The sequence below is a fragment of the Bacillus sp. 123MFChir2 genome (assembly GCF_000383235.1).
Lineage (GTDB): Bacteria > Bacillota > Bacilli > Bacillales > Bacillaceae_G > Bacillus_A.
The window spans coordinates 51,503-74,586 of record NZ_KB910925.1 but is presented as its reverse complement, the minus strand read 5'-3'; the positions used below and the strand labels follow the sequence as shown (position 1 = coordinate 74,586).

General features: G+C 35.9%; 22 protein-coding genes, 3 other RNA genes and 1 riboswitch. Of the genes, 21 read left to right on the top strand and 4 right to left on the bottom strand.

Going from position 1 to position 23,084, the window contains the following annotated elements; translation table 11 throughout:
* Nucleotides 1-52 precede the first annotated feature (52 nt).
* The 3 genes from H280_RS0102660 (at nt 53) to H280_RS0102645 (ending at nt 2,225) form a co-directional block, all read left to right on the top strand.
* Nucleotides 53-1,054: a DUF2515 domain-containing protein gene (locus H280_RS0102660; protein WP_020059565.1), complete on the top strand. Its 1,002-nt coding sequence runs from the start codon at nt 53-55 to the stop codon at nt 1,052-1,054.
* Nucleotides 1,055-1,618: 564 nt separating this feature from the next.
* A complete protein-coding gene (locus H280_RS0102650) occupies nt 1,619-1,861 on the top strand; it encodes a hypothetical protein (RefSeq protein WP_020059563.1) in 243 nt (80 codons plus the stop codon).
* A 13-nt stretch (nt 1,862-1,874) separates the two neighbouring features.
* A complete protein-coding gene (locus tag H280_RS0102645; protein ID WP_020059562.1) occupies nt 1,875-2,225 on the top strand; it encodes a YppE family protein in 351 nt (116 codons plus the stop codon).
* Nucleotides 2,226-2,251: 26 nt separating this feature from the next.
* Here the strand turns inward: H280_RS0102645 and H280_RS0102640 are convergent, their stop codons facing one another.
* Nucleotides 2,252-2,461 carry a YppF family protein gene (locus H280_RS0102640; RefSeq protein ID WP_020059561.1) on the bottom strand — a complete coding sequence of 70 codons (210 nt, stop codon included), beginning with the start codon at nt 2,459-2,461 and terminating at the stop codon, nt 2,252-2,254.
* A 419-nt stretch (nt 2,462-2,880) separates the two neighbouring features.
* Here H280_RS0102640 and H280_RS0102635 point away from each other — a divergent pair, with 419 nt between their 5' ends.
* From H280_RS0102635 to pbuX, 12 genes are all read left to right on the top strand, one after another.
* Nucleotides 2,881-3,261, top strand: coding sequence for a YppG family protein (locus tag H280_RS0102635; RefSeq protein WP_020059560.1), 381 nt, complete (start codon nt 2,881-2,883; stop codon nt 3,259-3,261).
* Nucleotides 3,262-3,705: 444 nt separating this feature from the next.
* The gene (locus H280_RS0102630) at nt 3,706-4,176 is read left to right on the top strand and encodes a CotD family spore coat protein (RefSeq protein WP_020059559.1); all 471 of its coding nucleotides are present in this window, start codon (nt 3,706-3,708) and stop codon (nt 4,174-4,176) included.
* A 62-nt stretch (nt 4,177-4,238) separates the two neighbouring features.
* Nucleotides 4,239-4,793, top strand: a complete 555-nt coding sequence (locus H280_RS0102625) for a DUF1273 domain-containing protein (RefSeq protein WP_020059558.1) — start codon at nt 4,239-4,241, stop codon at nt 4,791-4,793.
* 70 nt (nt 4,794-4,863) lie between these two features.
* A complete protein-coding gene (gene gpsB / locus H280_RS0102620; RefSeq protein ID WP_020059557.1) occupies nt 4,864-5,205 on the top strand; it encodes a cell division regulator GpsB in 342 nt (113 codons plus the stop codon).
* A gap of 87 nt (nt 5,206-5,292) precedes the next feature.
* Nucleotides 5,293-5,682, top strand: an RNA gene (gene rnpB / locus H280_RS24620) — RNase P RNA component class B.
* Nucleotides 5,683-6,097: 415 nt separating this feature from the next.
* Nucleotides 6,098-7,234 (top strand): THUMP domain-containing class I SAM-dependent RNA methyltransferase, encoded by a 1,137-nt coding sequence (locus H280_RS0102615; RefSeq protein WP_020059556.1) that lies wholly within the window; start codon nt 6,098-6,100, stop codon nt 7,232-7,234.
* Between the two features lie 63 nt (nt 7,235-7,297).
* The gene (locus H280_RS0102610) at nt 7,298-7,483 is read left to right on the top strand and encodes a DUF3921 family protein (RefSeq protein WP_020059555.1); all 186 of its coding nucleotides are present in this window, start codon (nt 7,298-7,300) and stop codon (nt 7,481-7,483) included.
* Between the two features lie 279 nt (nt 7,484-7,762).
* Nucleotides 7,763-9,700 (top strand): ATP-dependent DNA helicase, encoded by a 1,938-nt coding sequence (locus tag H280_RS0102605; protein WP_020059554.1) that lies wholly within the window; start codon nt 7,763-7,765, stop codon nt 9,698-9,700.
* 125 nt (nt 9,701-9,825) lie between these two features.
* Complete coding sequence (locus H280_RS0102600) at nt 9,826-11,343, top strand: carboxypeptidase M32 (RefSeq protein ID WP_020059553.1); 1,518 nt, start codon at nt 9,826-9,828, stop codon at nt 11,341-11,343.
* Nucleotides 11,344-11,399: 56 nt separating this feature from the next.
* Nucleotides 11,400-11,864, top strand: a complete 465-nt coding sequence (locus tag H280_RS0102595) for a GNAT family N-acetyltransferase (protein ID WP_020059552.1) — start codon at nt 11,400-11,402, stop codon at nt 11,862-11,864.
* A 355-nt stretch (nt 11,865-12,219) separates the two neighbouring features.
* Nucleotides 12,220-12,321, top strand: a riboswitch (purine riboswitch).
* A 107-nt stretch (nt 12,322-12,428) separates the two neighbouring features.
* Nucleotides 12,429-13,022 carry a xanthine phosphoribosyltransferase gene (locus H280_RS0102590; RefSeq protein ID WP_020059551.1) on the top strand — a complete coding sequence of 198 codons (594 nt, stop codon included), beginning with the start codon at nt 12,429-12,431 and terminating at the stop codon, nt 13,020-13,022.
* Nucleotides 13,022-14,344, top strand: coding sequence for a xanthine permease PbuX (gene pbuX, locus H280_RS0102585; RefSeq protein WP_020059550.1), 1,323 nt, complete (start codon nt 13,022-13,024; stop codon nt 14,342-14,344). The genes H280_RS0102590 and pbuX overlap by 1 nt, the downstream gene beginning before the upstream one ends.
* A gap of 14 nt (nt 14,345-14,358) precedes the next feature.
* On the opposite strand, the gene H280_RS0102580 is transcribed toward pbuX, so the two are convergent.
* Nucleotides 14,359-15,525, bottom strand: coding sequence for a DUF418 domain-containing protein (locus tag H280_RS0102580; protein ID WP_020059549.1), 1,167 nt, complete (start codon nt 15,523-15,525; stop codon nt 14,359-14,361).
* 916 nt (nt 15,526-16,441) lie between these two features.
* On the opposite strand from H280_RS0102580, the gene H280_RS0102570 reads away from it, so the two are divergent.
* The gene (locus tag H280_RS0102570) at nt 16,442-20,104 is read left to right on the top strand and encodes a dynamin family protein (RefSeq protein WP_020059548.1); all 3,663 of its coding nucleotides are present in this window, start codon (nt 16,442-16,444) and stop codon (nt 20,102-20,104) included.
* Here H280_RS0102570 and H280_RS0102565 read toward each other — a convergent pair.
* On the bottom strand, nt 20,101-20,355 hold the full coding sequence (locus H280_RS0102565; RefSeq protein WP_020059547.1) for a DUF3931 domain-containing protein: 255 nt from the start codon (nt 20,353-20,355) through the stop codon (nt 20,101-20,103). The genes H280_RS0102570 and H280_RS0102565 overlap by 4 nt on opposite strands.
* Nucleotides 20,356-20,425: 70 nt before the next feature.
* Between H280_RS0102565 and H280_RS0102560 the strand changes: the two genes are divergently transcribed.
* From H280_RS0102560 to ssrS (H280_RS24610), 5 genes are all read left to right on the top strand, one after another.
* Nucleotides 20,426-20,887, top strand: a complete 462-nt coding sequence (locus H280_RS0102560) for a GNAT family N-acetyltransferase (RefSeq protein ID WP_020059546.1) — start codon at nt 20,426-20,428, stop codon at nt 20,885-20,887.
* Nucleotides 20,888-20,899: 12 nt separating this feature from the next.
* Nucleotides 20,900-21,172 (top strand): DUF2533 family protein, encoded by a 273-nt coding sequence (locus tag H280_RS0102555; protein WP_020059545.1) that lies wholly within the window; start codon nt 20,900-20,902, stop codon nt 21,170-21,172.
* A gap of 2 nt (nt 21,173-21,174) precedes the next feature.
* The gene (locus H280_RS0102550; RefSeq protein ID WP_020059544.1) at nt 21,175-22,008 is read left to right on the top strand and encodes a sulfurtransferase; all 834 of its coding nucleotides are present in this window, start codon (nt 21,175-21,177) and stop codon (nt 22,006-22,008) included.
* Between the two features lie 115 nt (nt 22,009-22,123).
* A non-coding RNA gene (gene ssrS, locus H280_RS24615) (6S RNA) lies at nt 22,124-22,307 on the top strand.
* Between the two features lie 22 nt (nt 22,308-22,329).
* Nucleotides 22,330-22,514, top strand: a non-coding RNA gene (gene ssrS, locus H280_RS24610) — 6S RNA.
* Nucleotides 22,515-22,582: 68 nt separating this feature from the next.
* Here ssrS (H280_RS24610) and H280_RS0102545 read toward each other — a convergent pair.
* The gene (locus tag H280_RS0102545; RefSeq protein ID WP_020059543.1) at nt 22,583-23,032 is read right to left on the bottom strand and encodes a hypothetical protein; all 450 of its coding nucleotides are present in this window, start codon (nt 23,030-23,032) and stop codon (nt 22,583-22,585) included.
* Nucleotides 23,033-23,084 lie beyond the last annotated feature (52 nt).

The following is a 23,084-nucleotide window of genomic DNA, read 5'->3' as shown; positions in this document are numbered from 1 at the left end:
AAAAAAATAAAAAATAGGCTATTTTTTTGGAGAGATAGGAGGTGAAAGCATTGTGTTTACACAAAGTGAATATGAAAAAATAAGACAAAAAAGAAAGATATATTCTTATACGAATGAAGAAAAAGAGGTTGTAAATTATATTCAGCAACAAACGAGACTTGCGAATGTTGACAACATTTCGCGTACACATGCTTACAAAGAATATTATGAGCGTAATAAAGAAATTCGTTGGTCATTTTTAGCTAGTATGGTATCTCGAAATGCAGGCTGGAATATGACAGATTTAGAAGGAAAATATTATCCAAAGGTTTTATCTAAGGAGATACGGAAACAGCTATTTCATACGTATGAACGTGCAAATTGGCTAATTTTTTTAGATGCATATCCACAGCTGTTATTGTACGAATATAGTAAACGAATGAAAAAGTCATTATTCCATTTATTACAAATGTTTTCCGTATCAGTATTTATGGAAGGGGAATGGTCTCGTTTTTGGGAGCAAAAAAAAGAAGAAAGACTTATGACAGCTCTTATTATTAATGAACAATGCACAATTCAAGAACCTGTAATTGAGCATCCTTTTTATCAAAAGCATATTTTTCAAACATTAATGTTTAAATTTCAAGAGTTATTTCATTTTAGTGCGGTAATATTTCCGACAATAGCGGGGAATTTATATGGTTTTTCTGTCCATCAATTTGAAATATTAACAAAGAGAATTGAATTAGGAAAACAATTAGCATGGTTGTTGTTCCATCCAACTTATAAGGAGTTATTTTATACATTTTCTTCTCAAACAGTTCACACGGGATCCAGATTCGATTATGAACAATATTTGAATTTATCTAAAGAACAAGATACGCCACAGCTTCGTGATGTATTTTCTGTTGTTTCCCATCACCGTAAGGCAGAGAGAGATTGGTTTCAGCCAGGAGTGGACGTAGAAGAGCTGTTTTTATTTGAAGAGCCGAAAGGGGAGGTTGAAATGACAGATTGGTTTTTGCAAAAACAGAAGCAATTGCATTTCTTTGCTTCATTAAATAACCTCTTTTAGCATGGGGTATTGAGAGCGCAGAATGTTTGTATTTCAATAAAGTAAGGCGTTTCATATTTATGATATAATAAAAAAATCCCGCTTTGTGGAAAGCGGGATTTAAACTACCTGTAAGAGCCCGATTGGTTCAACTAACCATCAGTGAGAAAAACGCTCACTGATAGAAGTTTCACTTTACCCCGCTCAAACGGTTGGTAAGAAGTTTGGGCAGGAAGGGAAACAAACCATCCGTAAGAGCCCGATTGGTTCAACTAACCATCAGTGAGAAAAACGCTCACTGATAGAAGTTTCACTTTATGTCGCAGGAAAATTTGGTCCATCTAATTTCGGATTTCCTGTTTCTGGTTTGTTTTGCTTGCTTTGTGGTTGTTTTTTCTTGTTTTCATTTTTGTTTTTAGCCAATGTCGACACCTCCCTTTCGTATTGTTGCCACTTTCATAAACTTCATACAAAAAATCACTTTCTTTGCCGAATTACAACTAGTTTTGTCAAGCATGCAGGAGTAAAAATAGAGCTGGCGAATTAACATGACAAAGAAAAAGCAAAGAGGGAGGCATGTTGAAGATGAAAATGGTTCAGAAAGAAGATGTAATGAAAAAGATGGATCAAATGTTAAATACTCTTGATTTGCTTGAAATGAACGTGTCGCTGATGGTTGATCATACGCTTAAGGATAAAAGAGAATTTGTAGTCAATAAAGTAGAGGTAATGGAAATGCATATGAAGCATATGGAAACGAAATTATTGAATCATGAAGAGAAAGGTAACTGGGTACAAACGTTTCAAATAGTAGCCGTTAGTATATAAGTAGGTGGGAATAGTGGAATATATAACATTGATTGAATTAACAAAAAAACTAATTGAGTATAACAATGAAACAATTATAAAAAAAAGAGAAAGTGAAGAATGTGAATTTGACTTTTATCATGATATAAAGCCGTTTGTATCTGTAGTGGATCAAAACTTAGAAGAGTGGAAACAATTCGCTTTGGATTGGTTGCAGCGTACAAAGCCTAAATATATACATGTACAGCAAATTGAACAAGTATGTACAAATTTACAAAATAATTCTTTGCAGTGCTTTGCGAAGAAAATAAATGGAAAACGCTTTTTTGAAACGCATCAAGCAATTCATTATTCGTTACAAAATATTTTAGAACAATGTAAGTAAAAAGAGGGGAAAGTCCCCTCTTATTTTTATGCTTCAGTTATAATATCTTTTTCTGTTTCGTAAGTTGGTTTTGTAGCCCCTATTGTTTCTAATTCACGTATTACACTTCTATACTCTAATAAACAAATTTTCCCTTGTAGATAGTAATGTCTTGCGAAATCAAGTAATTCATTTAAATCCTCAGGTTCATACCCCTTTTTTACGACAAATTCTTGTTTTAAGTCCCCTAACATCATGTTGATTCCTCCCCATAAGAATCTTTTCTATTTAATGGTAGCATACAAACGCTTACTTTTTTATTTTTCGAAAATTTAAATTTCTTCAAAATTAAGGTTTGTATTACGGTATCACGCTAGTTTAGAAAGTAGGAATCTTGTTTCGAATTTTTTGTAAAAGGAAATAGAGTTAGAAGGTAACTGGTGATATATGTCCGGATGGTGAAGTTTTCTCATCGGTAGATAAAGTGAGACTTCCATCGGTGGTGGGGAGTTCTTCATCTCCCCACCTATCTTCCTTTAGAAAAGCGGAAGCGGCTCGCCGAGAATCGCAGGATAAACCACTTCCTATCCAATTTTTAACTTGCAGGACAATTACACATTTTCTTTTTGATTTCATATTCTAACTATATAGAAAACCGTTAGAGGAGGGAGAATTCATGTTTCAACATTCTAACATGTATCAGAGTGAACAAGACCCATATTTACGTTATAATATGTATCCTTTTACGCCTTACTATATGAATTACAATAATTATTTTCAACCTTTTCAACTTCCACACATGAATCAGCCAACGTTTTATCCACCGAAACAACCTACTCAATCTTCTTTTTATCCACATACGCCATATCCAATGATGAATAAACAAAACTACACAAAGCAACAGCCAGGTCAATTTTCTAGTTTTATGTCACAGTTTAAAACAACTGACGGAAATTATGACATTAATAAAATGATGGGTACTGCAGGTCAAATGATGAATGCAATGAATCAAATTACCGGTATTGTCAAACAAGTAGGTGGATTTTTTATCAAATGAAATTAATCTTTTATAGATGCTTTTCCATGAAAGGTTAGTTGAAGAAATTGAAATCATTCGGGTAGTTTTGTTAGGTAATTTATATAGGAAGAGACGTGTAAAAATATATATATAAATTATAATATTTTGATATAAAAGGACTAATAAATACCCAAATTTTGCATGTGAAATATCATAAAAAAGAGTTGTTCGGACCTCCTATCCATTTTACAATGACAGTAGCATTAAAAATATTGTATATGGAGAGGACGAATGTGAAGAAAGTCATTTTACTTTTGTTTTTTGTCATGATTACATTGACAATTTTTATTTTCACAAACTTTAAACAATTTTTATAGACAAATTTCCGATATAGAAATAGGTGTTTGTAACAAACGGCTTTTACCCTTTTCACATATTGTAAAATGAAAGGTCATTTTCAATTTGTGAGAGGAGAGAAAGACTATGTATCATTGTAATCCTTGTTTTGGGGGACTACCAACTACAACAACATGTCCAATTGTACATCCGACAAAATGTTGTGAAACACACACATTTGCAAAAACGGTGGTACCTCATATTCATCCAACGCATATGAAACACGTTCACCACCAAGTAGTACAGGCGCAGCATTATTTCCCACAAACAAATTCTAACGTGAATGTTATCCAACCTGCTCCACCAACAGTTGTTGGAGGATTCGGAGGCCCTGGTCCTGGAGTTGGAGGATTTGGCGGTCCTGGTCCTGGAGTTGGAGGATTTGGCGGCCCTGGTCCTGGAGTTGGAGGATTTGGCGGTCCTGGTCCTGGAGTTGGGGGATTCGGCGGATGTGCCCCATGTGGTCAAGTATCACCATTTGGACCGAATGTGAGCCCGCAAGCTGTGTCACCAGCAGCTAACATGGGTCCAAATGTAGGTGGCATGTTTAAAAAGTAAGTGCTATGCTAGAACTAGCAATTTGCTAGTTCTTTTTTTGAGACGAAAAGGGGCGTTTTGTATTGAAAGTTGTAGCTGTTACAGGATATAAACCATTTGAACTGGGGCTTTTTTCAAATGAACATCCTGGTGTAGAGTACATAAAAAAAGCGGTGCGCAAAAGACTACTTTCTATGTTGGAAGAAGGGTTAGAATGGGTAATTATTAGTGGGCAATTAGGAGTGGAGCTATGGACAGCTGAAGTAGTATTTGATTTGCAATTAGATTATCCAAACTTAAGGTTAGCTGTATTTACCCCCTTTTTAGAACAGGAAGAAAATTGGAAAGAAAACAATAGGGAGTATTATGAATTCATTCTTTCGCAAGCGGATCATGTAGATAGCATAACAAAGCGAAAATATGAAAGCCCGGAGCAATTCCGTTTAAAGAATCAATTTTTAATTGAAAAAAGTGATGTTCTGCTTGCTATGTATGATGAAGAAAAACCAGGAAGCCCTAAATATATGGTGGAAGTAGGAAGAAAAAAAGCAGAAACTCAAAATTATCCATGTTATTTCATACTTTTTTCTGATTTACAAGATATAATAGAAGAAGAGCAGTGGAATAAAGATATATGATTGACAAAATGAGCTGTTTCTGAAAAAATTTAAGTAATGAAAGTTTTGGTAAAGACTTGAGGTGGAATGAATGATTTCTGATAAAATTAAGTTAACAGCAAAAGATATTTTAGAAAAAGAGTTTAAAATGGGAATGCGAGGATATCAACAAGAAGAAGTTGATAAGTTTTTAGACTTAATTATTAAGGACTATGAGGCATTTCATAAGGAAGTTGAGCAATTAAAGCAGCAGAATGCACGTTTAAAACAAGAATTGGAAGAACAAAAACAAAAAGCGTTGAGTGTACAAGTACAACCAACACCATCTCCAATTTCTACTCCACAACCAGTATATAACAATACAAATACAGACATTTTAAAACGTCTTTCGAATTTGGAGAAAGCTGTATTTGGAAGTAAATTATACGAGTAATGGAAGAGAATAAATAAGTTCGCAGTATTTTCCGGATAAAAAACATTGCAAAATATTTATGTTTCCACTATACTAATTCATGTCATAACGTTTGGGTAATCGCTGCAACGCTTTGTTGTAGAGGAAAGTCCATGCTCGCACGACCTGAGATGGTCGTAGTGTTCGTGCCTAGCGAAGTCATAAGCTAGGGTAATTTGGCGTAAAGCTGGATTAACGGCAGGGAAAAAACCTAAGTCCATCTGGATATGGTTTGACTACCTTTAAAGTGCCACAGTGACGAAGTCCCGGAAGAAATGACGGGAGTGGAACGAGGTAAACCCCACGAGCGAGAAACCCAAATATTGGTAGGGGAACTTTTCCTAAGGAAATGAACGATGGGAAAGGACAGATGCAATTGCTCTGTAGATAGATGATTGCCACCGGAGTACGAGGCGTGGGCCGTTTGCAGTACAAAGGTACAGAACATGGCTTACAGAACGTTATGAACCAATCATGAATTTGTTCAGCTCTCCTTCGTAAGAGGAGGGCTTTTTATTTGTATGAAGTTTTGGAATGTGAGTTAAAATGGTAAAGAAAGTTTTGTAAACTTAATAAAATTGGCAACTACTCAGTCACCCTATGAAAGAACGACAGAAAAGCATTTTTTTAATGGTCGAGAGGGACTGGCTATGTATAGGAACGGTCAGGGCCTTTTCCTACCACGCGCGAATTTTTAAAATAAAGAAAATGTAGCAAGATGTAGGTTCATTTTTATCTTCATGGCAGCAATCTATATGCAGAAATGAATATGTACTAAAATTGAATTAAATGAATATGTCATGAATTTAACGAATCAGCAAGGGAAAATGTATTGCTGATCCGTGTTAAATTATACATTATGAGGAGAATGAAGATGGGAAAAGTTACTTTAATTGCAACTGCTGCAATGGGAATTGAAGCGCTTGTTGCAAGGGAAGTTCGCAATCTCGGTTATGAATGCCAGGTAGATAATGGAAAAGTAACGTTTGAAGCGGACGAAAAAGCGATTTGTCGCAGTAATTTATGGCTCCGCACAGCGGATCGTGTGAAGATTAAAGTTGGTGAATTTAAGGCAACAACATTTGATGAATTATTTGAAAAAACAAAGGCACTAAATTGGGGAGATTATATTCCAGAAAACGGAGAATTCCCCGTTATCGGTAAATCAATCAAATCTACATTGTTTAGTGTGCCGGATTGTCAAAGTATCGTAAAAAAAGCTGTCGTGGAAAAATTGAAAAGTACATATAGACGTACAACATGGTTTGAAGAAAATGGTCCGCTTTTTCGTATTGAGGTTGCACTATTAAAAGATGTAGCAACGTTGACAATTGATGCAAGTGGTGTTGGACTTCATAAGCGTGGATACCGCGTTGGACAAGGAGATGCACCGTTAAAAGAAACGCTGGCAGCTTCGTTAATTACGCTAACAAACTGGAAGCCGGATCGTCCATTTGTAGATCCATTTTGCGGTTCAGGTACAATTCCAATGGAAGCAGCGTTAATTGGTCAAAATATTGCTCCAGGCTTTAACCGTGACTTTGCTTCTGATGGATGGGACTGGGTTGGTAAAGAAAACTGGCGTATTGCTCGTGAAGAAGTAGAGGATTTGGCAAACTACGACCAACCACTGCAAATTATCGGATCAGATATTGATCATCGTATGGTACAAGTTGCTCAGGATAACGCTGATGAAGTAGGACTTGGTGATCTTATTACATTCAAGCAAATGCAAGTAAAAGATTTTGGGTCAAAAGAGGAATATGGTTACGTTGTGACGAATCCTCCATACGGAGAACGTTTAAGTGAAAAGCCTCTTGTTGAAAAAATGTATGCTGAGATGGGACAGGCATTCCGCCCGCTAGATACTTGGTCTTTATATGTATTAACAAGTCATCCTGAGTTTGAGAAGTGGTATGGCAAAGATGCATCGAAGAAACGAAAGTTATTTAATGGATTTATTCGCACTGATTACTACCAGTATTTTGGTAAACGCCCGCCGCGCGATTAGTATAAAACTCTTTTAGAACGCATATACTTGCTATTATGCGATAGTCTAAAGGAGGAAGCGCTAATGGATGGTTTGCAATTTTCCATTATTCAAAAGGCTATTCATCGAACTTATGATGAATTAGAAAAAGAAGTAAACCTTCACGGCGTAGCCGATTATGAGTTAACAAGAGCGCGTGAAGAGTATTTATCGGCTTTATCACATGAAACTTTAATTGATAAACGATATTTAAAATCATTGATAGAGTAGAAAAGTTTTCCTGCATTCAGGAAAACTTTTTTCGCTCAATTTTTATCCCAATATTCGTGGGCAGTAATACTCACACCTTAAGATTGAGAGAGAAGCAGAGAAGATTGGTGGGGGATAACCGCCCGTAAAAGCCCGATTGGTGAGGGCTAACCATCAGTGAGAAAAACGTTCACTGATGGAAGTTTCACTTTATGGAAACAACAAGAAAACAGCAACTGCTCTTTTTATGAGTAGTTGCTCTGTCTTTTTATATAGAAATTGAGTAGTTGGAGGAATAGCATGTTTACGAAGCAAAAGCTGCCATTTGAAGTGGGGAAACAAGATAATTTTTTCGACAAGTTAAATGAATGGATTGGAGACGTTTTTTACGACGTTTTACCAGAAAAGGGATTTGAAGAGCGCGATGAGCAAATTTTTATGGCGTTTCAATTAGAACGAGCGTTTCAAGAGAAAAAAGTAATGTTTGCTGAAGCGGGTGTTGGGACAGGAAAAACGATTGTATACTTGCTATATGCTATTTGTTATGCGCGCTATACAGGAAAGCCAGCTGTTATTGCTTGTGCAGACGAAACATTAATTGAACAGCTAGTAAAAGAAGAAGGCGACATTGCGAAATTATCAGAAGCATTAGGATTATCGGTTGATGTGCGTCTAGCTAAATCAATGGATAACTATTTATGTTTACGTAAGCTTGAAGATGTAATGAGTGGACGAGCTCCAGAAGTGATTGAAGATTTATATTATGAATTGCCGCAATTCGTATTTGATCATGGAACGATGCAAAATTTTACTCATTACGGTGATCGAAAAGAGTTTCCGTTATTAAACGATAAAGAATGGTCTAAAGTATCGTGGGATTATTTCCAAGATTGTTTTACATGTGAGTCCCGTCATCGCTGCGGACAAACATTATCTCGTGAACATTATCGTAAAGCAGCAGATTTAATTATTTGTTCGCAAGATTTCTATATGGATCATATTTGGACATATGAAGCACGTAAGCGTGAAGGACAAATGCCATTGTTACCAGAAAGTAGCTGTGTTGTCTTTGATGAAGGTCATCTTGTGGAGTATGCAGCGCAAAAAGCACTTACGTATCGTTTAAAACAAACAATGATGGAACAACTTTTAACACGATTACTGCAAAATGATATTCGTGAAGAGTTTGCTCATTTAGTAGAAGAAACAATTTGGCAAACAGAGCAGTTTTTTGAAGCGCTAAAAGAAAGTAAAAAAGAAGTTGCCGGTTCTGATCGTTTAGAAATTCAATTAACGGAAAAAATCACAAAAGAAGCAAAAAGCTTATATACAAAAATATCTGAAGTCGGCGACGCATTAGTTTTTGAAAGTGAAATGTACACAGTAAACACATATGATTTAAATATTGTTGATGAGCATTTAGATGTATTAGAGCATTCGTTACGTTTGTTTATGCATGAGAAAAATGTAATTACGTGGGGAGAAGAAAGCGATGGCGACTTTACGCTTGTGATTATGCCTCGTGCTGTAGAGGAAGTATTGCAAGAAAAAGTATTCTCCAAAAAAATTCCGTATATCTTCTCATCTGCAACATTATCAGAAAATAATTCATTTGCGTTTACTGCAAATAGTTTAGGGGTAAAAGATTATTTATCATTCTCAGTTGCTTCACCGTTTGATTATGAAGAACAAATGAAAGTGTACTTACCGTCGTATACGAAGGAAAATGAATGGGAACGAAAATGTCAGTATACACTTGAGAACATTCAAAAAACTAATGGACGCACGCTTGTATTATTCCGTACAACACAAGAGCTTGCGGCATTCAAAGAATATGTGAATAAAGAGCAAATGTCTGTTCAGTTCTTATATGAAGGAGACCAAGAAATTAGTCAGCTTGTTTCTCGTTTCCAAAATGAAGAGGAGACGGTGCTTTGTGCGGTTCATTTATGGGAAGGTTTAGATATTCCAGGCTCATCCTTATCTCATGTCATTATTTGGTCGCTTCCATTCCCTCCAAATGATCCTGTATTTGAAGCGAAGCGTAAGCACGTAAATGAGCCATTCTGGGATGTTGATGTACCGTATATGATTTTACGTCTTCGTCAAGGAATTGGTCGATTAATTCGTACGAGTGAAGATGAAGGGTATATTTCGTTATTCCTATCAGAAGATGAAAATGAAAAAGTAGTAGATGCTGTGAAAAAAGTACTTCCAGTAGAAGCTACAGTGTTATAGAGTGACATCTTTCTCTTTCTAACCGGAAAAAGCTTGGCGGTTGCCAAGCTTTTTTTCTGTTAGAAAAGGAATTTATTTGTTTATGTCGAAATAAGGGTGAGGTAGAAAAAGGAGGTTTTTATAATATGACGATTGCTACATATGAAGTAGAAAAAGAATTTTTAGCATATGTGAAAAAGATAGAAAATTATGGGGAAGCATTAAGCCTAATATTTTGGGATTTACGAACAGGGGCACCGAAGAGAGGTGTCGATCAGCGTTCTGAAGTAATTGGGATGCTTTCATCAGAGGTATTTTCATTATCGACTTCTGATGAGATGGGAAAATATTTAAAAGAATTAGAACAGCTAATTGTAGATAATAAAATTTCTGAAACAACGAAGAAAATTGTAGAAGAGTGCCGTAAAGAGTATGATCGAAATAAAAAAATTCCACAAGCCGAGTATGAAGAGTTTGTCAAATTACAAGCAAAATCGGAAAGTATTTGGGGAGAAGCTCGTGAAAAATCTGATTTTGAAATGTTTCGACCATACTTAGAAAAAATTGTTGAATATAAGAAGAAATTTATTACATATTGGGGTTATGAAACTTATAAATATAATACGCTTTTAGATATGTATGAGCCAGGTATTACGGTAGAAGTGTTAGATCATGTATTTGGACAACTACGTGAGCGTATTGTTCCGCTTGTAAAAGAAATTTCCAAGTCCGATAAAGAATTAAAAACAAATGCTTTATTTGAACATTTTTCAAAAGAACAACAAAAGAATTTCACTTTAGAGTTACTAAAACAATTAAATTATAATTTCGAGGCCGGTCGTCTAGATGAAACGATACATCCTTTTGAAATTACATTAAATAGAGGGGATGTTCGCATTACGACTCGTTATGATGAGAATGACTTCCGCATGGCAGTTTTCGGAACAATTCATGAATGTGGACATGCTGTATATGAACAAAATATTTCAGAAGAATTAGAAGGAACACCGCTTTGCAGTGGTACATCAATGGGAATTCACGAATCACAATCACTATTCTTTGAAAACTTTATTGGACGTAATAAATCATTTTGGAAGAAAAATTATGATGTATTGAAACAATTTAGTGATGGACAATTTGAAAACGTATCTGTAAATGAATTCTATGATGCGATTAATGAATCAAAGCCTTCCTTTATACGTATCGAGGCAGATGAACTTACATATCCGCTTCATGTCATGGTTCGTTATGAACTGGAGAAAGAATTATTTGATGGGACATTAGAAGTGAAAGACTTGCCGGCAGCATGGAATGATAAAATGGAAAGTTATTTAGGTATACGTCCAGAAACGGATGCACAGGGTGTACTGCAAGATGTACATTGGTCAGATGGATCATTTGGCTACTTCCCATCTTATGCACTTGGCTATATGTATGCAGCGCAATTTAAACATAAGATGCTAGAAGAGATTCCGAACTTCGATGCATTACTAGAGGAAGGAAACGTGACACCAATTCGTGAATGGTTAACAAAAAACATTCACCAATATGGAAAAACGAAAAAGCCTTTAGAAATTTTACATGATGTAACGCGTGAAGGATTAAATGCGAACTATTTAGCAGATTATTTAGAGGCGAAGTATAAAGAGATTTATGAATTATAAAAAGGAAAAGGAGCTGCTTCGTTGCAGCTCCTTTTTGTAAATTAGGGGGATAAACAGTGGGGTATATCTTTAAAGTGATGACACAAGAAGAAGCGAGGGAAATCGCATATAACTGGCATTATGAAGGGAAGTATTCTTTTTATGATATGGAAGCAGACATGGAAGATTTAGAAGAGTTTTTAAACGATGAAATGAGAGGAGACAATACATTTGTAGTTCAGGAAAATGATAGGGTCGTGGGTTTTTTTAGTTTTCATAAAATAGATAATCAAACTGTTGATATTGGATTAGGGATGAGACCTGATATAACAGGAAATGGTCTTGGATTAAAATTTGTAAAGGCTGGGTTAGCCTTTAGTAAAAAGAAGTATCATCCTAAATATATGACGCTATCAGTCGTGACATTTAATAAAAGGGCGATTAAAGTATATAAGAAAGCGGGATTTGAAGCAGTTGGTACATTTGTTCAAGAGACAAATGGGAGTCGCTTTGAGTTTTTTAAAATGATGTATTCGATGTAAGTCTGCATAAATTAAATAGTTGAATATAAATCCAAATTAAAAACCTGACATAAAACCCGTTTCTTTTTAGATGGACGAGAGCGTCTGGCCATAAGTAGAAGCGGTCAGTGCTTTTTCTCCTATCACATGCAAGGTTTAAAACAAAAGGAGAAAGCAAGTAGCAATCATGTTGTATTATGCACAGCACCGACTGTTCTAGCCGCTGGAGCTAGACATAGATGTTGAAAAAATGATTATTATGAAATGAAAAGGATTACAAAAATCGAACGAAGTTGATTGAGGAATGATTTTTGTACGTGTTTTTTAAAGAGGATGCTTTTCAAAGTAAAAAAAGTACGTTATAATCCTTCTATAAAATAAATAAGTTAGCAACACTCATATAATCGCAGGGATATGGCCTGCAAGTTTCTACCGAGGTACCGTAAATGCTTCGACTATGAGTGAGGACGAATATATTGCTATAGTTGCATTCTTTTTTGCGAGGCTCCAAAAGCACGTCTCTCACTTGTATTGGGTGAAGGCTGCTTTTGGAGTTTTTTATTTGCATAAGAGGAGGAACAAACTATGAAATTATTAGAAGAGAAAATTATGCGTGAAGGAAAGGTATTGTCAGATGATGTGTTAAAAGTAGATGCGTTTTTAAATCATCAAATTGATCCAGTGCTTATGCAAGAAATCGGAAAAGAGTTTGCAAAGCGTTTTCAAGACGATAAGATTACAAAAATCGTGACGATTGAGTCTTCAGGAATTGCTCCAGCTGTGATGGCTGCGTTGCAATTTGGTGTAACAGTTGTGTTTGCAAGAAAGCGTAAATCGTTAACACTGCAAGATAATATGTATACTGCAAAAGTATATTCTTATACAAAGCAAGAAACGAACGAAATTTCTATATCGAAACAATATATACATGAAGACGATCGTGTTCTTATTATTGATGACTTTTTAGCAAATGGTCAGGCAGCACTTGGCTTAATGAATTTAGTAGAACAAGCTGGAGCAACGGTAGCAGGTATCGGAATTGTAATTGAAAAAGCATTTCAAGATGGAGGAAGTAAATTACGTGAGAGCGGTGTTCATGTAGAGTCGCTTGCGGAAATTGCATCCCTTGATAACGGGACAGTTCGTTTTGTGGAACGCGCGGTAGTGGAGGTAGAATGATGAATCAACATCCTCTTAAAATTGCGTCTCTTGGTATTCAACATATGCTGGCGATGTATGCCGGGGCAATTATCGTTCCGCTTATTGTTGGCGGTGGACTTGGATTGAATCAGCGTGAGCTTACGTATTTAGTATCAATTGATTTATTAATGTGCGGCATTGCGACGATTTTACAAGCGTTAACAAATCGTTTCTTCGGCATTGGACTTCCAGTAGTGTTAGGCTGCACTTTCACGGCAGTTGGACCAATGATTGCAATTGGTAAGCAGTACGGGGTATCTGCTGTGTACGGCTCTATTATTGCAGCAGGACTTTTCGTTGTGTTATTTGCTCGTGTGTTTGGAAAACTTGTAAAACTGTTTCCACCAGTTGTTACCGGTTCGGTTGTAACTGTTATTGGAGTTACATTAGTTCCAGTTGCGATTAACGATATGGCTGGCGGTGTAGGAAGTAAAGACTTCGGTAGTGTATCTAATTTAGCATTAGCATTCGGAGTATTGTTATGTATTATCATCATGTACCGTTTTTTTGATGGTTTCATTCGTTCTATTTCTATCTTATTAGGATTATTATTTGGTACAGCAATTGCTGCGTTTATGGGAAAGGTAAGCCTACAAGCTGTAGCACAAGCAGATTGGTTTCATGGCGTGCAGCCATTTTACTTCGGTACACCGACATTTGAATTAACGCCGGTCATTACAATGATTCTCGTTGCTTGCGTAGGAATTGTTGAAGCAACAGGTGTATATTTTGCGCTTTCTGATATTTGTAACAAAGAAATTGGTGAAAAAGAATTAGCGAAGGGCTACCGTGCAGAAGGGATTGCAATGGTGTTAGGTGGTATTTTTAACGCATTTCCGTACACGACATATTCACAAAATGTAGGTCTTGTGCAACTAACTGGTGTACGCAATCGTGTTGTCATTTACACATGCGGCGGTATGCTGATTGTCCTTGGATTTATTCCAAAGATTGCAGCAGTAACAACAATTATTCCAAAGCCAGTACTAGGCGGTGCGATGCTCGCGATGTTTGGAATGGTTATGGCTTATGGCATTAAAATGTTAAGCAGCGTAAACTTTGCGAAACAAGAAAATTTATTAATTGTTGCATGCTCTGTTGGAATGGGGCTTGGTGTAACAGTTGTGCCGACGTTATTCTCACAGCTTCCGGAGAGCGTTCGTATTTTAACGGATAACGGAATTGTATTAGGAAGTGCATCAGCAGTCCTTTTAAATATTGTGTTTCATATGATTCCGCAAAGGCAGACGAAAGTAAAAGAAGAGCCGATTTCAATACAAAGTACGGTTTCAGAAGCATAATAGAAAGCAGTATCTCAAGATGAGATACTGCTTTGTTTTTTTAGTGGCATACTTTTTCCATATGTGCCAAGACGCCAAATATATTCAAGCGGTCCGTATTGATAACGAGAGAGCCACCAGCGGCTAATAAAGATTTGAATGATATAAAAGCCAATGCAAAAAAGTATACCGCCCCATAGCGGAAATGTGATATTTACTTTAAATAGTAATCCAAATACGAATAACGTGACGATCGTTTGCGAGATATAGTTTGTTAATGCCATACGGCCAACATATTGGAAAGGGCGGAATACTTTTTGCCATTTCGCATGCTGCAAGAGGCGCATAAGTGTAAAAATATAAAAAATGAAGAGTGTCTTTCCACTTAGTGTAATAAAGGAAATCATTGAAAATGGTACGTATAGATCGTGCGTATTAAAGTAGGTAATAATAATTCCCCATGTTGGCAAAGTAGCAAGGACGGTAATAATTTGCCATTTCTTTAGCTTTGCATCAATCTCGTTTACGCGGCGAAACATTTCTTTTTTTCCGGCATATAGGCCGAGTAAAAAGAGACCAACTGTTTCTGGTAGCATAATAAGAGAACCACTAATTTCTTCTGAGTAAAAAGTAGTAAAGCGATTTTGAACTTGCAAGCTCCAATCTAGCAAAGGAACGACAGGAGCAGAAAGGGCGCCAAGTGTCTCAGGGGGAGTGAACAAGATTGCTAAATTCATAAGCAACACAAAAAGTTCCCAAATACTTAACAAAACAAGCGACCAAATTAATAAAGTTTTTGGCTGTCTTTTATAAAATAATAGCAGTACGAATCCACTTATTGCGTAATTATGTAATATGTCGCCGTCCCAAAGTAGTACATAATGTAAAAATCCGAATAAAAATAAAATAAGTAGTCTTCGTATAAATAATAATTTTGGATGATTTGTTTTTTCTTCAGCGCGTTTCATAAAAATATAAAAACCTAGACCAAACAAAAAGGAAAAAATGGTGTAAAACTTTGTTTGGACAAACAGATCATAAAATAATCGAATGTAACGATCAAATCCTTCGTAAACAGTCGTTAAATCTCGAGAATCTACTCCAGCTAACATAGGCCAATTTACAAGGAAAATCCCAAAGATGGCAATCCCCCTTATAATATCAATAGAATGAATTCTTTCGTTTTGTGAAATGCTGTTCATATTTCATCCCCTTATATATTTTTCTTTAAGTATACATTAAAAAACGATAGGAAAATATAACCATTTAAATTTTCCTCTCGTTCCTAACTTACATATAAATCCAACTTGACTTTCCAACACACAAGTCACCGCCATGCCATGCCAAGCAAAAAGTACACAGCTACTTTCTTCCTATCTTTGTTTGAACATCGCATGTGGAAAAAAGGTCCTGCCCTCTACTACGCATGGCCAGACGCTCTCGCCCACATAAAAGAAAAGGGTTTTTATGGTCGTTTTTTAATTTGGATATATATAAATACAAGTTGATTTTTTAACATATAAGTCGCTGCTATGCAGAACAAAACATGGCCGCTACTTGCTTTCTACCTTTGTTTTAAACTTTGCACGTGGCAGGAAAAGGACCTGACCGCTTCTATGCATGGCCAGTTGCTCTGGTCTCTTTCCCTAAAAAAAGTGATTTTTATGTCATTTTTTCAATTTGTATTTATACATTTCCAAATTTTTGACCTGTTAACAATTCGCCTGTGAGTTATAATAAGAGTGCACAACAATCAACAACTCCTTTAAAACAGACAGTAAGAAAGCTCTCCGAAAGGGAGCTTTCTTTTTGGATTATATATTGATAATCATTCTCTTTAATGATACAATATGTTTAAAATTGATAATCATTATCAAAAGATAAGGTGTGATAAATATGGTATATGCATTTTTAGGAGGAACAATTGTTTTATATGCAGTTTTAACAAAGCATGTGTTACATCGAGTAGGAGAAACTAAATAATGAACTATACTACATAGAAATCCTTTTCATCTTCACGGAGAATGAAAAGGATTTTTTTATTTTTTTACTGTGAACATGCTGAAAATTTAGTAATATAAAAGATGGATACATCATGGAATAAAGGGGCACGAAGGGATGACAAACACATTGCAAACAAACAGTTTACAAAAGCTCGTTTGTTTTTATGAAGAATGGCAGAAAAAAGGAGATGTAGAACAGAGTGAGAAGTTGCTTGAACTTGTACGTAAGTATAAAGAGGAGCAACTAATGATTGCATTTTGCGGGCATTTCTCTGCTGGAAAATCAACAATGATGAACTATTTATTTAAAAATCAATTGTTGCCAACAAGTCCGATTCCAACGAGCGCGAATGTTGTAAAGATAGAAAAAGGACAGAATCGCGTTGTCGTTATTTTAAAGTCAGGACAGAAATACGAGTATGACGGTATGTATACAGCAGAAGAATTAAAGGAGCTTTGCAAAAATGGTGATGAAGTGATTGGTATTCATATTTATCGCAATGATGCACCGCTTCCAGATGATGTTGTTCTTGTTGACACGCCGGGTATTGATTCAACTGATGATGCCCATCAACTTGCAACAGAATCGACATTGCATCTTGCTGATGTAATTTTTTATATGATGGATTATAATCATGTGCAATCAGAAGTCAATTTACAGTTTGTTAAAGAGTTAAAACAGCGTAACAAAACCGTTTATCTTGTTGTGAATCAAATTGATAAGCATAAAGAAAATGAGCTGCCTTTTGAGGTATATCAACAAAGCGTAGCGCAATCATTTTTTAATTGGAATATAGAAGTTGACGGTATCTATTATACGTCTTTACGTATGCAGAATCATTCACATAACGAATTAGGACAGCTTGAGCAACGTCTTTCCTCGATCGTAAAGGAAAAAGATATGTATGTGAAAAGAGGAATGGAGAGAGAAGTATCTTATATGTTACAAGAACATTTCTCGTTTTTACATTCACAATATGAAAAACAATTGGAGCCGTTTCAAAAAGAGTTAGCATCGATGTTATCGCTTCAAGATGTAACGGTGATTTTAGAACAGCTTGCGGAAAAAGAAACACATTTTGCAAATACAGTACCGCAAGTGAAAGAACAGTTTTTTAGCGGCTTACAAAATATTTTAGACAATGCATATTTAATGCCGTTTGAGATGCGGGATTTAGCAAATCAATATTTGGAAACGAAGCTTACAAAATTTAAAGTTGGTTTACTGTTTTCAAAAGGAAAAACAGAGCAAGAAAAACAGCGTCGTTTAGAAGAGTTTTATGAAGCGCTACAGAAAACAGTAGAGATGCAGCTTGATTTTCATATGAAAGAATATGTTGTTACTTTCTTTAAGAAACAAGAGCTATTCACAGAAGAGCTTGGAAACGTAATACATGACTTAAATGCGGATTTTACGCCAGCATTACTGGAAGCTACTATTAAACAAGGAGCGGGATTTACTGGAGATTATTTGCTTCATTATACAGAAGATGTAGCAAATGAATTGAAGAAACGTTATCGCCGCGAAGCACAGTATGTATTTGAACAAGGTTTGCCGCTTTTGCACAGTAAAGTGCAAGCAAATATCCAACATGTACAAGAAGAAATAGCACAATACGAAGCGACAAAAAAGGCAAAGGAAATAAAATTACAGTGCATGCAAGAGTATGATCAGTATGAAAAATATTTACAAGATATTTGGCACAATCGTTTTTCGGTTCCGCAAAGTATAGATATAGAAAAAGCTTTACAACAAACGAAGAAAGTAACAAACGAAAAATTCCAATTACAAACACAAGTTGAAGTAGAGGGTGAACTTACTGTCAATGAGTCCAAACCAAATACGGAAACAAAGCTTAACATTGCTCAGATTATAGAACATGTTAAGGATGCAGAAGATGTTTTGCAGCACATGCCAGCTCTTAAACATGTACAACAAGAAATCATAGAGAAGAGAAAACGTGTGGAAGCGAAAAAGTTTACAGTGGCGCTATTTGGAGCGTTTAGTGCTGGGAAATCTTCTTTTGCGAACGCATTATTAGGAGAAAAGGTATTACCAGTATCACCAAATCCTACAACAGCAACAATTAATCAAATTTTGCCAGTAACAGAAGAAAAGCCGCATGGTACGGTAATTATACAGTTTAAATCAGAAACGGCACTTTTTGAAGATTTAAAGGCTGTTTACAAATTGTTTTATCGTGAAATTACTTCCTTGGAAGAAGCGTTTTTGCAAATTGATGATGTCTTGCAATATCCAGCACCGAGTGGTAGACAAAAAACAACGTTTAGTTTTTTACGTGCTGTACAGCGTGGATATGATGATGTAAGGAAACGCTTAGGAGAACAATCTCATGTAACATTAGCTGAATTTGCTGATTATGTTGCCAATGAAGAAAAATCATGTTTTGTGGAGTATATGGAGCTTTATTTTGATTGTGAATTAACAAGACAGGGCATTGCACTTGTGGATACGCCAGGGGCAGATTCTATTAACGCTCGCCATACAGACGTAGCGTTCCAATATATAAAGAATGCAGATGCAATTTTATTTGTAACATATTATAACCACGTGTTTTCACGAGCAGATCGAGAATTTTTAATTCAACTTGGTCGTGTGAAAGATACATTTGCACTTGATAAAATGTTTTTCTTAATTAATGCGGCTGATTTAGCACAGTCCGAAGAGGAATTACAAACAGTAAAAGGATATATTAGCGATCAATTATTGCAGTATGGAATTCGTAATCCACGTTTGTTCGCAATCTCTAGCTTATTTGCATTAGAAGAAAAACAAGGAAAAGAGATTCCAAAAGAAGCGTATGGCATTTTACAACAATCTGGCCTTGCACAATTTGAACAAGCCTTTACTTCGTTTATCATGAGAGATTTAATGCTTGTATCGGTTCATTCTTTACACGGTGCACTTCAAAATGGTTATAAGCTTCTTGCAAATATGATTGAAAGTGCAACACAAGGTAATGAAGAAAAGGAACAACAACGAAAAAAATATGAAGCAGAACGCGAAGAACTGCTTCACATAATCTCTTCCCATAGCGTCATCACAGAGGAAAAGTCTTTAGAAAATGAAGTGAAAGAACTTCTGTATTATGTAAAACAACGATTATTTTTACGTTACAATGATGTATTTACAGAATTTATTAATCCAGCTTCTTTACGAACGCAAGGGAATGTGAAAGATAAATTACAAGAATGCATGATGGAGTTAATTGCTTTCTTACAACATGACTTATTGCAAGAAATGCGTGCAACTTCACTGCGTCTTGAAAAATGGATAAATGAAACGATGAGACATGCGCAAGAAGAAGTGATAGATCAATGTGTGACAAGAAATGAACAGCTCGTAGTTCAGACAGATGGAACATATGACTATCGCGTTCTTACTCATGAAAACCCGTTTCCTAATATAGAAGAAAAACAGTTTAGAAGAGCGTTAGCTCATTTTAAAAGCGAGAAAAATTTCTTCGAGAAAAATGATAAAGCATTGATGCAAGAAGAAATGAAGCAAACGTTAGAACCGTTTGTAGCAGATTACGTAACAGAAGAACAACGCCTATTTAGTAATCACTATAAACGAGAATGGCTTCATAAATGGCAACTTGTGAAAACAGCTATGATGCAAGATGTAACGCAATACTATGAAAGTTTATTATTTGCGTTATTGGAAACAATTGATGTTTCTGCATACGAACAGCGAAAAGAAGAATTAAGAAAGCAATTATTAAAAATTGAAGAGGAACTAGAAGAAAAGTATTAAGAGAAAAAAATACGTTCAATCCGTTTTTGTAGTACAGTATCTAATGATTTTACAAATCCGGCGAATTCATCTGAGGAAACCATATGAGTTAGGACGAGACGTCTTCCATCTGGCGTTTCGCCGCATAAGACGAAGGAAGTGAACTCATATGGTTTTCCTTCTATCACTAATTTTGGATAGGAATACGTACCGTTTTTCTTTTTCTTCTCATCAATGGAGATTATATTGCATTTCTTTTCATTGTTGTCCATTATGATGACCTCCTTTGTATTACTTATGGAAGACAAGTATGGTTTAGAACAAAGAGGAGAGAGAATTTTCATGGGAGAATTAGTAATTGAATGTGTTTCACCAAATGAAGCGCCGCTCCAGCTACTATTACTTGCTGATCCAAGTGAAAGACAATTGAAATCGTATCTTCATAGGGGCATCATTTATGTCGCAAAGCGTTTTGAACGTGTAATTGGTGTATATGTATTGTTAGAAACGCGTCCAAATACAATGGAAATCATGAATATTGTTGTTTCTGAAAAAGAACAGGGAAAAGGCATCGGAAAGCAGTTGCTGCAGCATGCGATTCAAACGGCAAAAGGACAAAACATGCACACGCTTGAAATTGGAACGGGTAATTCTAGTGTCTCGCAGCTTGGTTTATATCAAAAATGTGGATTTCGCATGTTTTCTATTGATTTTGATTACTTTTCCAAGCATTATGAAGAAGAGATTATGGAAAATGGCATTGTATGTCGTGATATGATTCGGCTTACGATGGACTTAAATTAGGGGGAAGAGAACATGGAAGTACATGTAGCAATTACAGCGCATTCTCGTAAACAAAATGAAGTGGTAAAAGCATTTCTACAGTTAGATGCTCAGCGTGAAGCGGCGATTGAAGCGGCTGTATCACTTGCGTTAAATGAGAAACCTTTCTCTGTTGATGTAATTAATATGGTAACAAAACAAATTAATGAACTAGCAAAACACGGTATTGCACAGCAGCGTAAGATTGTAACAGAAGAAATGGTAATGGAATACGTAGGACGTTTAAAAGAGAAAGAAGGTCGTTAAGTATGATCGTTACAGCCGAATGGTTACACGAACATATACAAGATGAGCAGGTTCGAATTATCGATTGCCGTTTTGATCTAGCGAACCCAAATTGGGGAAGAGAACAATATAATGAAGCACATATTCCGTTTGCGCTCTATTTTGATTTAAATAAAGATTTATCTAGTCCGGTTACAAAGCATGGGGGACGTCATCCTCTTCCGAATATAGAAGAATTTGTACAAAAGCTTTCACAAGCTGGGATTGATGAACATACGACAGTTGTGGCGTATGATAGTCAAGGCGGAGCAATGGCTTCTCGTTTATGGTGGCTCTTAACATATCTTGGGCATAACAAAGCATATGTGTTAAATGGCGGTTTTCCAGCGTGGAAGGAACAAAATTTTGAAGTAATGAATGAAATGCCAGTTTTTGCATCGAAGACATTTGTTCCTTCCATAGAACATAATGCTGTTGCAACAATGGAAGAGCTGCAAGCTAAAATTAGCAAACATGCAGATATAGCATTGCTTGATTCGCGAGAACCAAAGCGTTATGCAGGATTAGAAGAATTAGTTGATAAAGCAGCTGGTCACATTCCAACTGCGCAAAATTATTTTTGGAAAGATGGAGTCACAGAGTTTGGTGCTTTTAAGGAGCAAAAGGAACAAGAAGATCGCTTTATCCATCTTGATAAAACGAAAGAAACGATTGTCTATTGCGGATCTGGTGTAACGGCGTGTCCAAACGTATTAACATTAAAAATGGCTGGTTTTACAAATGTAAAGTTATATGTAGGTAGCTGGAGTGATTGGATTTCTTATCCTGAAAATATAATTGTGAAAGAAAAACAGTAGCCTATTGCACCTTAAAAAAATTTGTATTACAATAAGGGCACAAACAAGAAATACTAAAAAAATAATATATTTTACATGTTGCAAACAATGTGATAAGATAACGACAAATAAATAAAACATCCTGCGGTGTGCGTAACTTATTTATGTCTAAAACCGATGATAGTAATACGGAAGTTCGATATTTAGAGGCCAACATCATGCCTTTCTTTGAGAAGGAAGATGAAGGCAACTGTGAGAACATCCACCTGCGAGTAGCGGGTTTTTGGACATTTACAAGAGACGGCACGTGCGGGGGTTCTATTTATACTTACAATTAATAATTACTGCCTACGATGTACGTAGCTTGTGTATGTCTTAAACCAATGATAGTAATACGGAAGTTCAATATTAAAATGTGGCCATCAAGCCATCTTTTTAAGAAGGAAGATGAAAGCATTTTTGAGAACATCCACCTGCGAGAGCGGGTTTATGGACATCTAGAAGAGAACGGCATATGTGGGGCTATAAAAAAACCTTACGTTTTATACGTAAGGTTTTTATTTTATTTGAAAGGATGGTACGGGACTTTGTAATGTTACCTACATTCGCCTGTAAATTCTCCATAATAAACATAGCATTTTCGATCTTCATCAATCTCCCTAGAGTCTAAGGCAAATTCCATTAATACTCCGTCCCTTTGAACATACAAAACATCTGAATGGAGATATGTTAAAATTTCCTCATGATTCCATACATCTTTACTTTCTATTAAAATCGAATTTACTCCTTGTAGTTCTCTAATCTCAAAACCTATATGGGAATATATTGTTTCTAAAGAATCGTCAAAGAACTTTTCTTTTTTGACATATAAAACTGCTGTTCCATCAGAGTCCATCGCGGTTGCTGTTACGGCATACGTATCCCCTTCTTTAATGAAATACTCACAAGTCATCCTTGCGACGGTTTCAGAGATAGAAATATCCGGATAGTTCCATAAGGCAGGATATTGTTTAGCTTGGTCATTGAGTCGATATTCTAACCGCAATCGTAATCCCTCTTCCTTTTTCTTCTATTTTATCATGAGTTCTTTTATAATA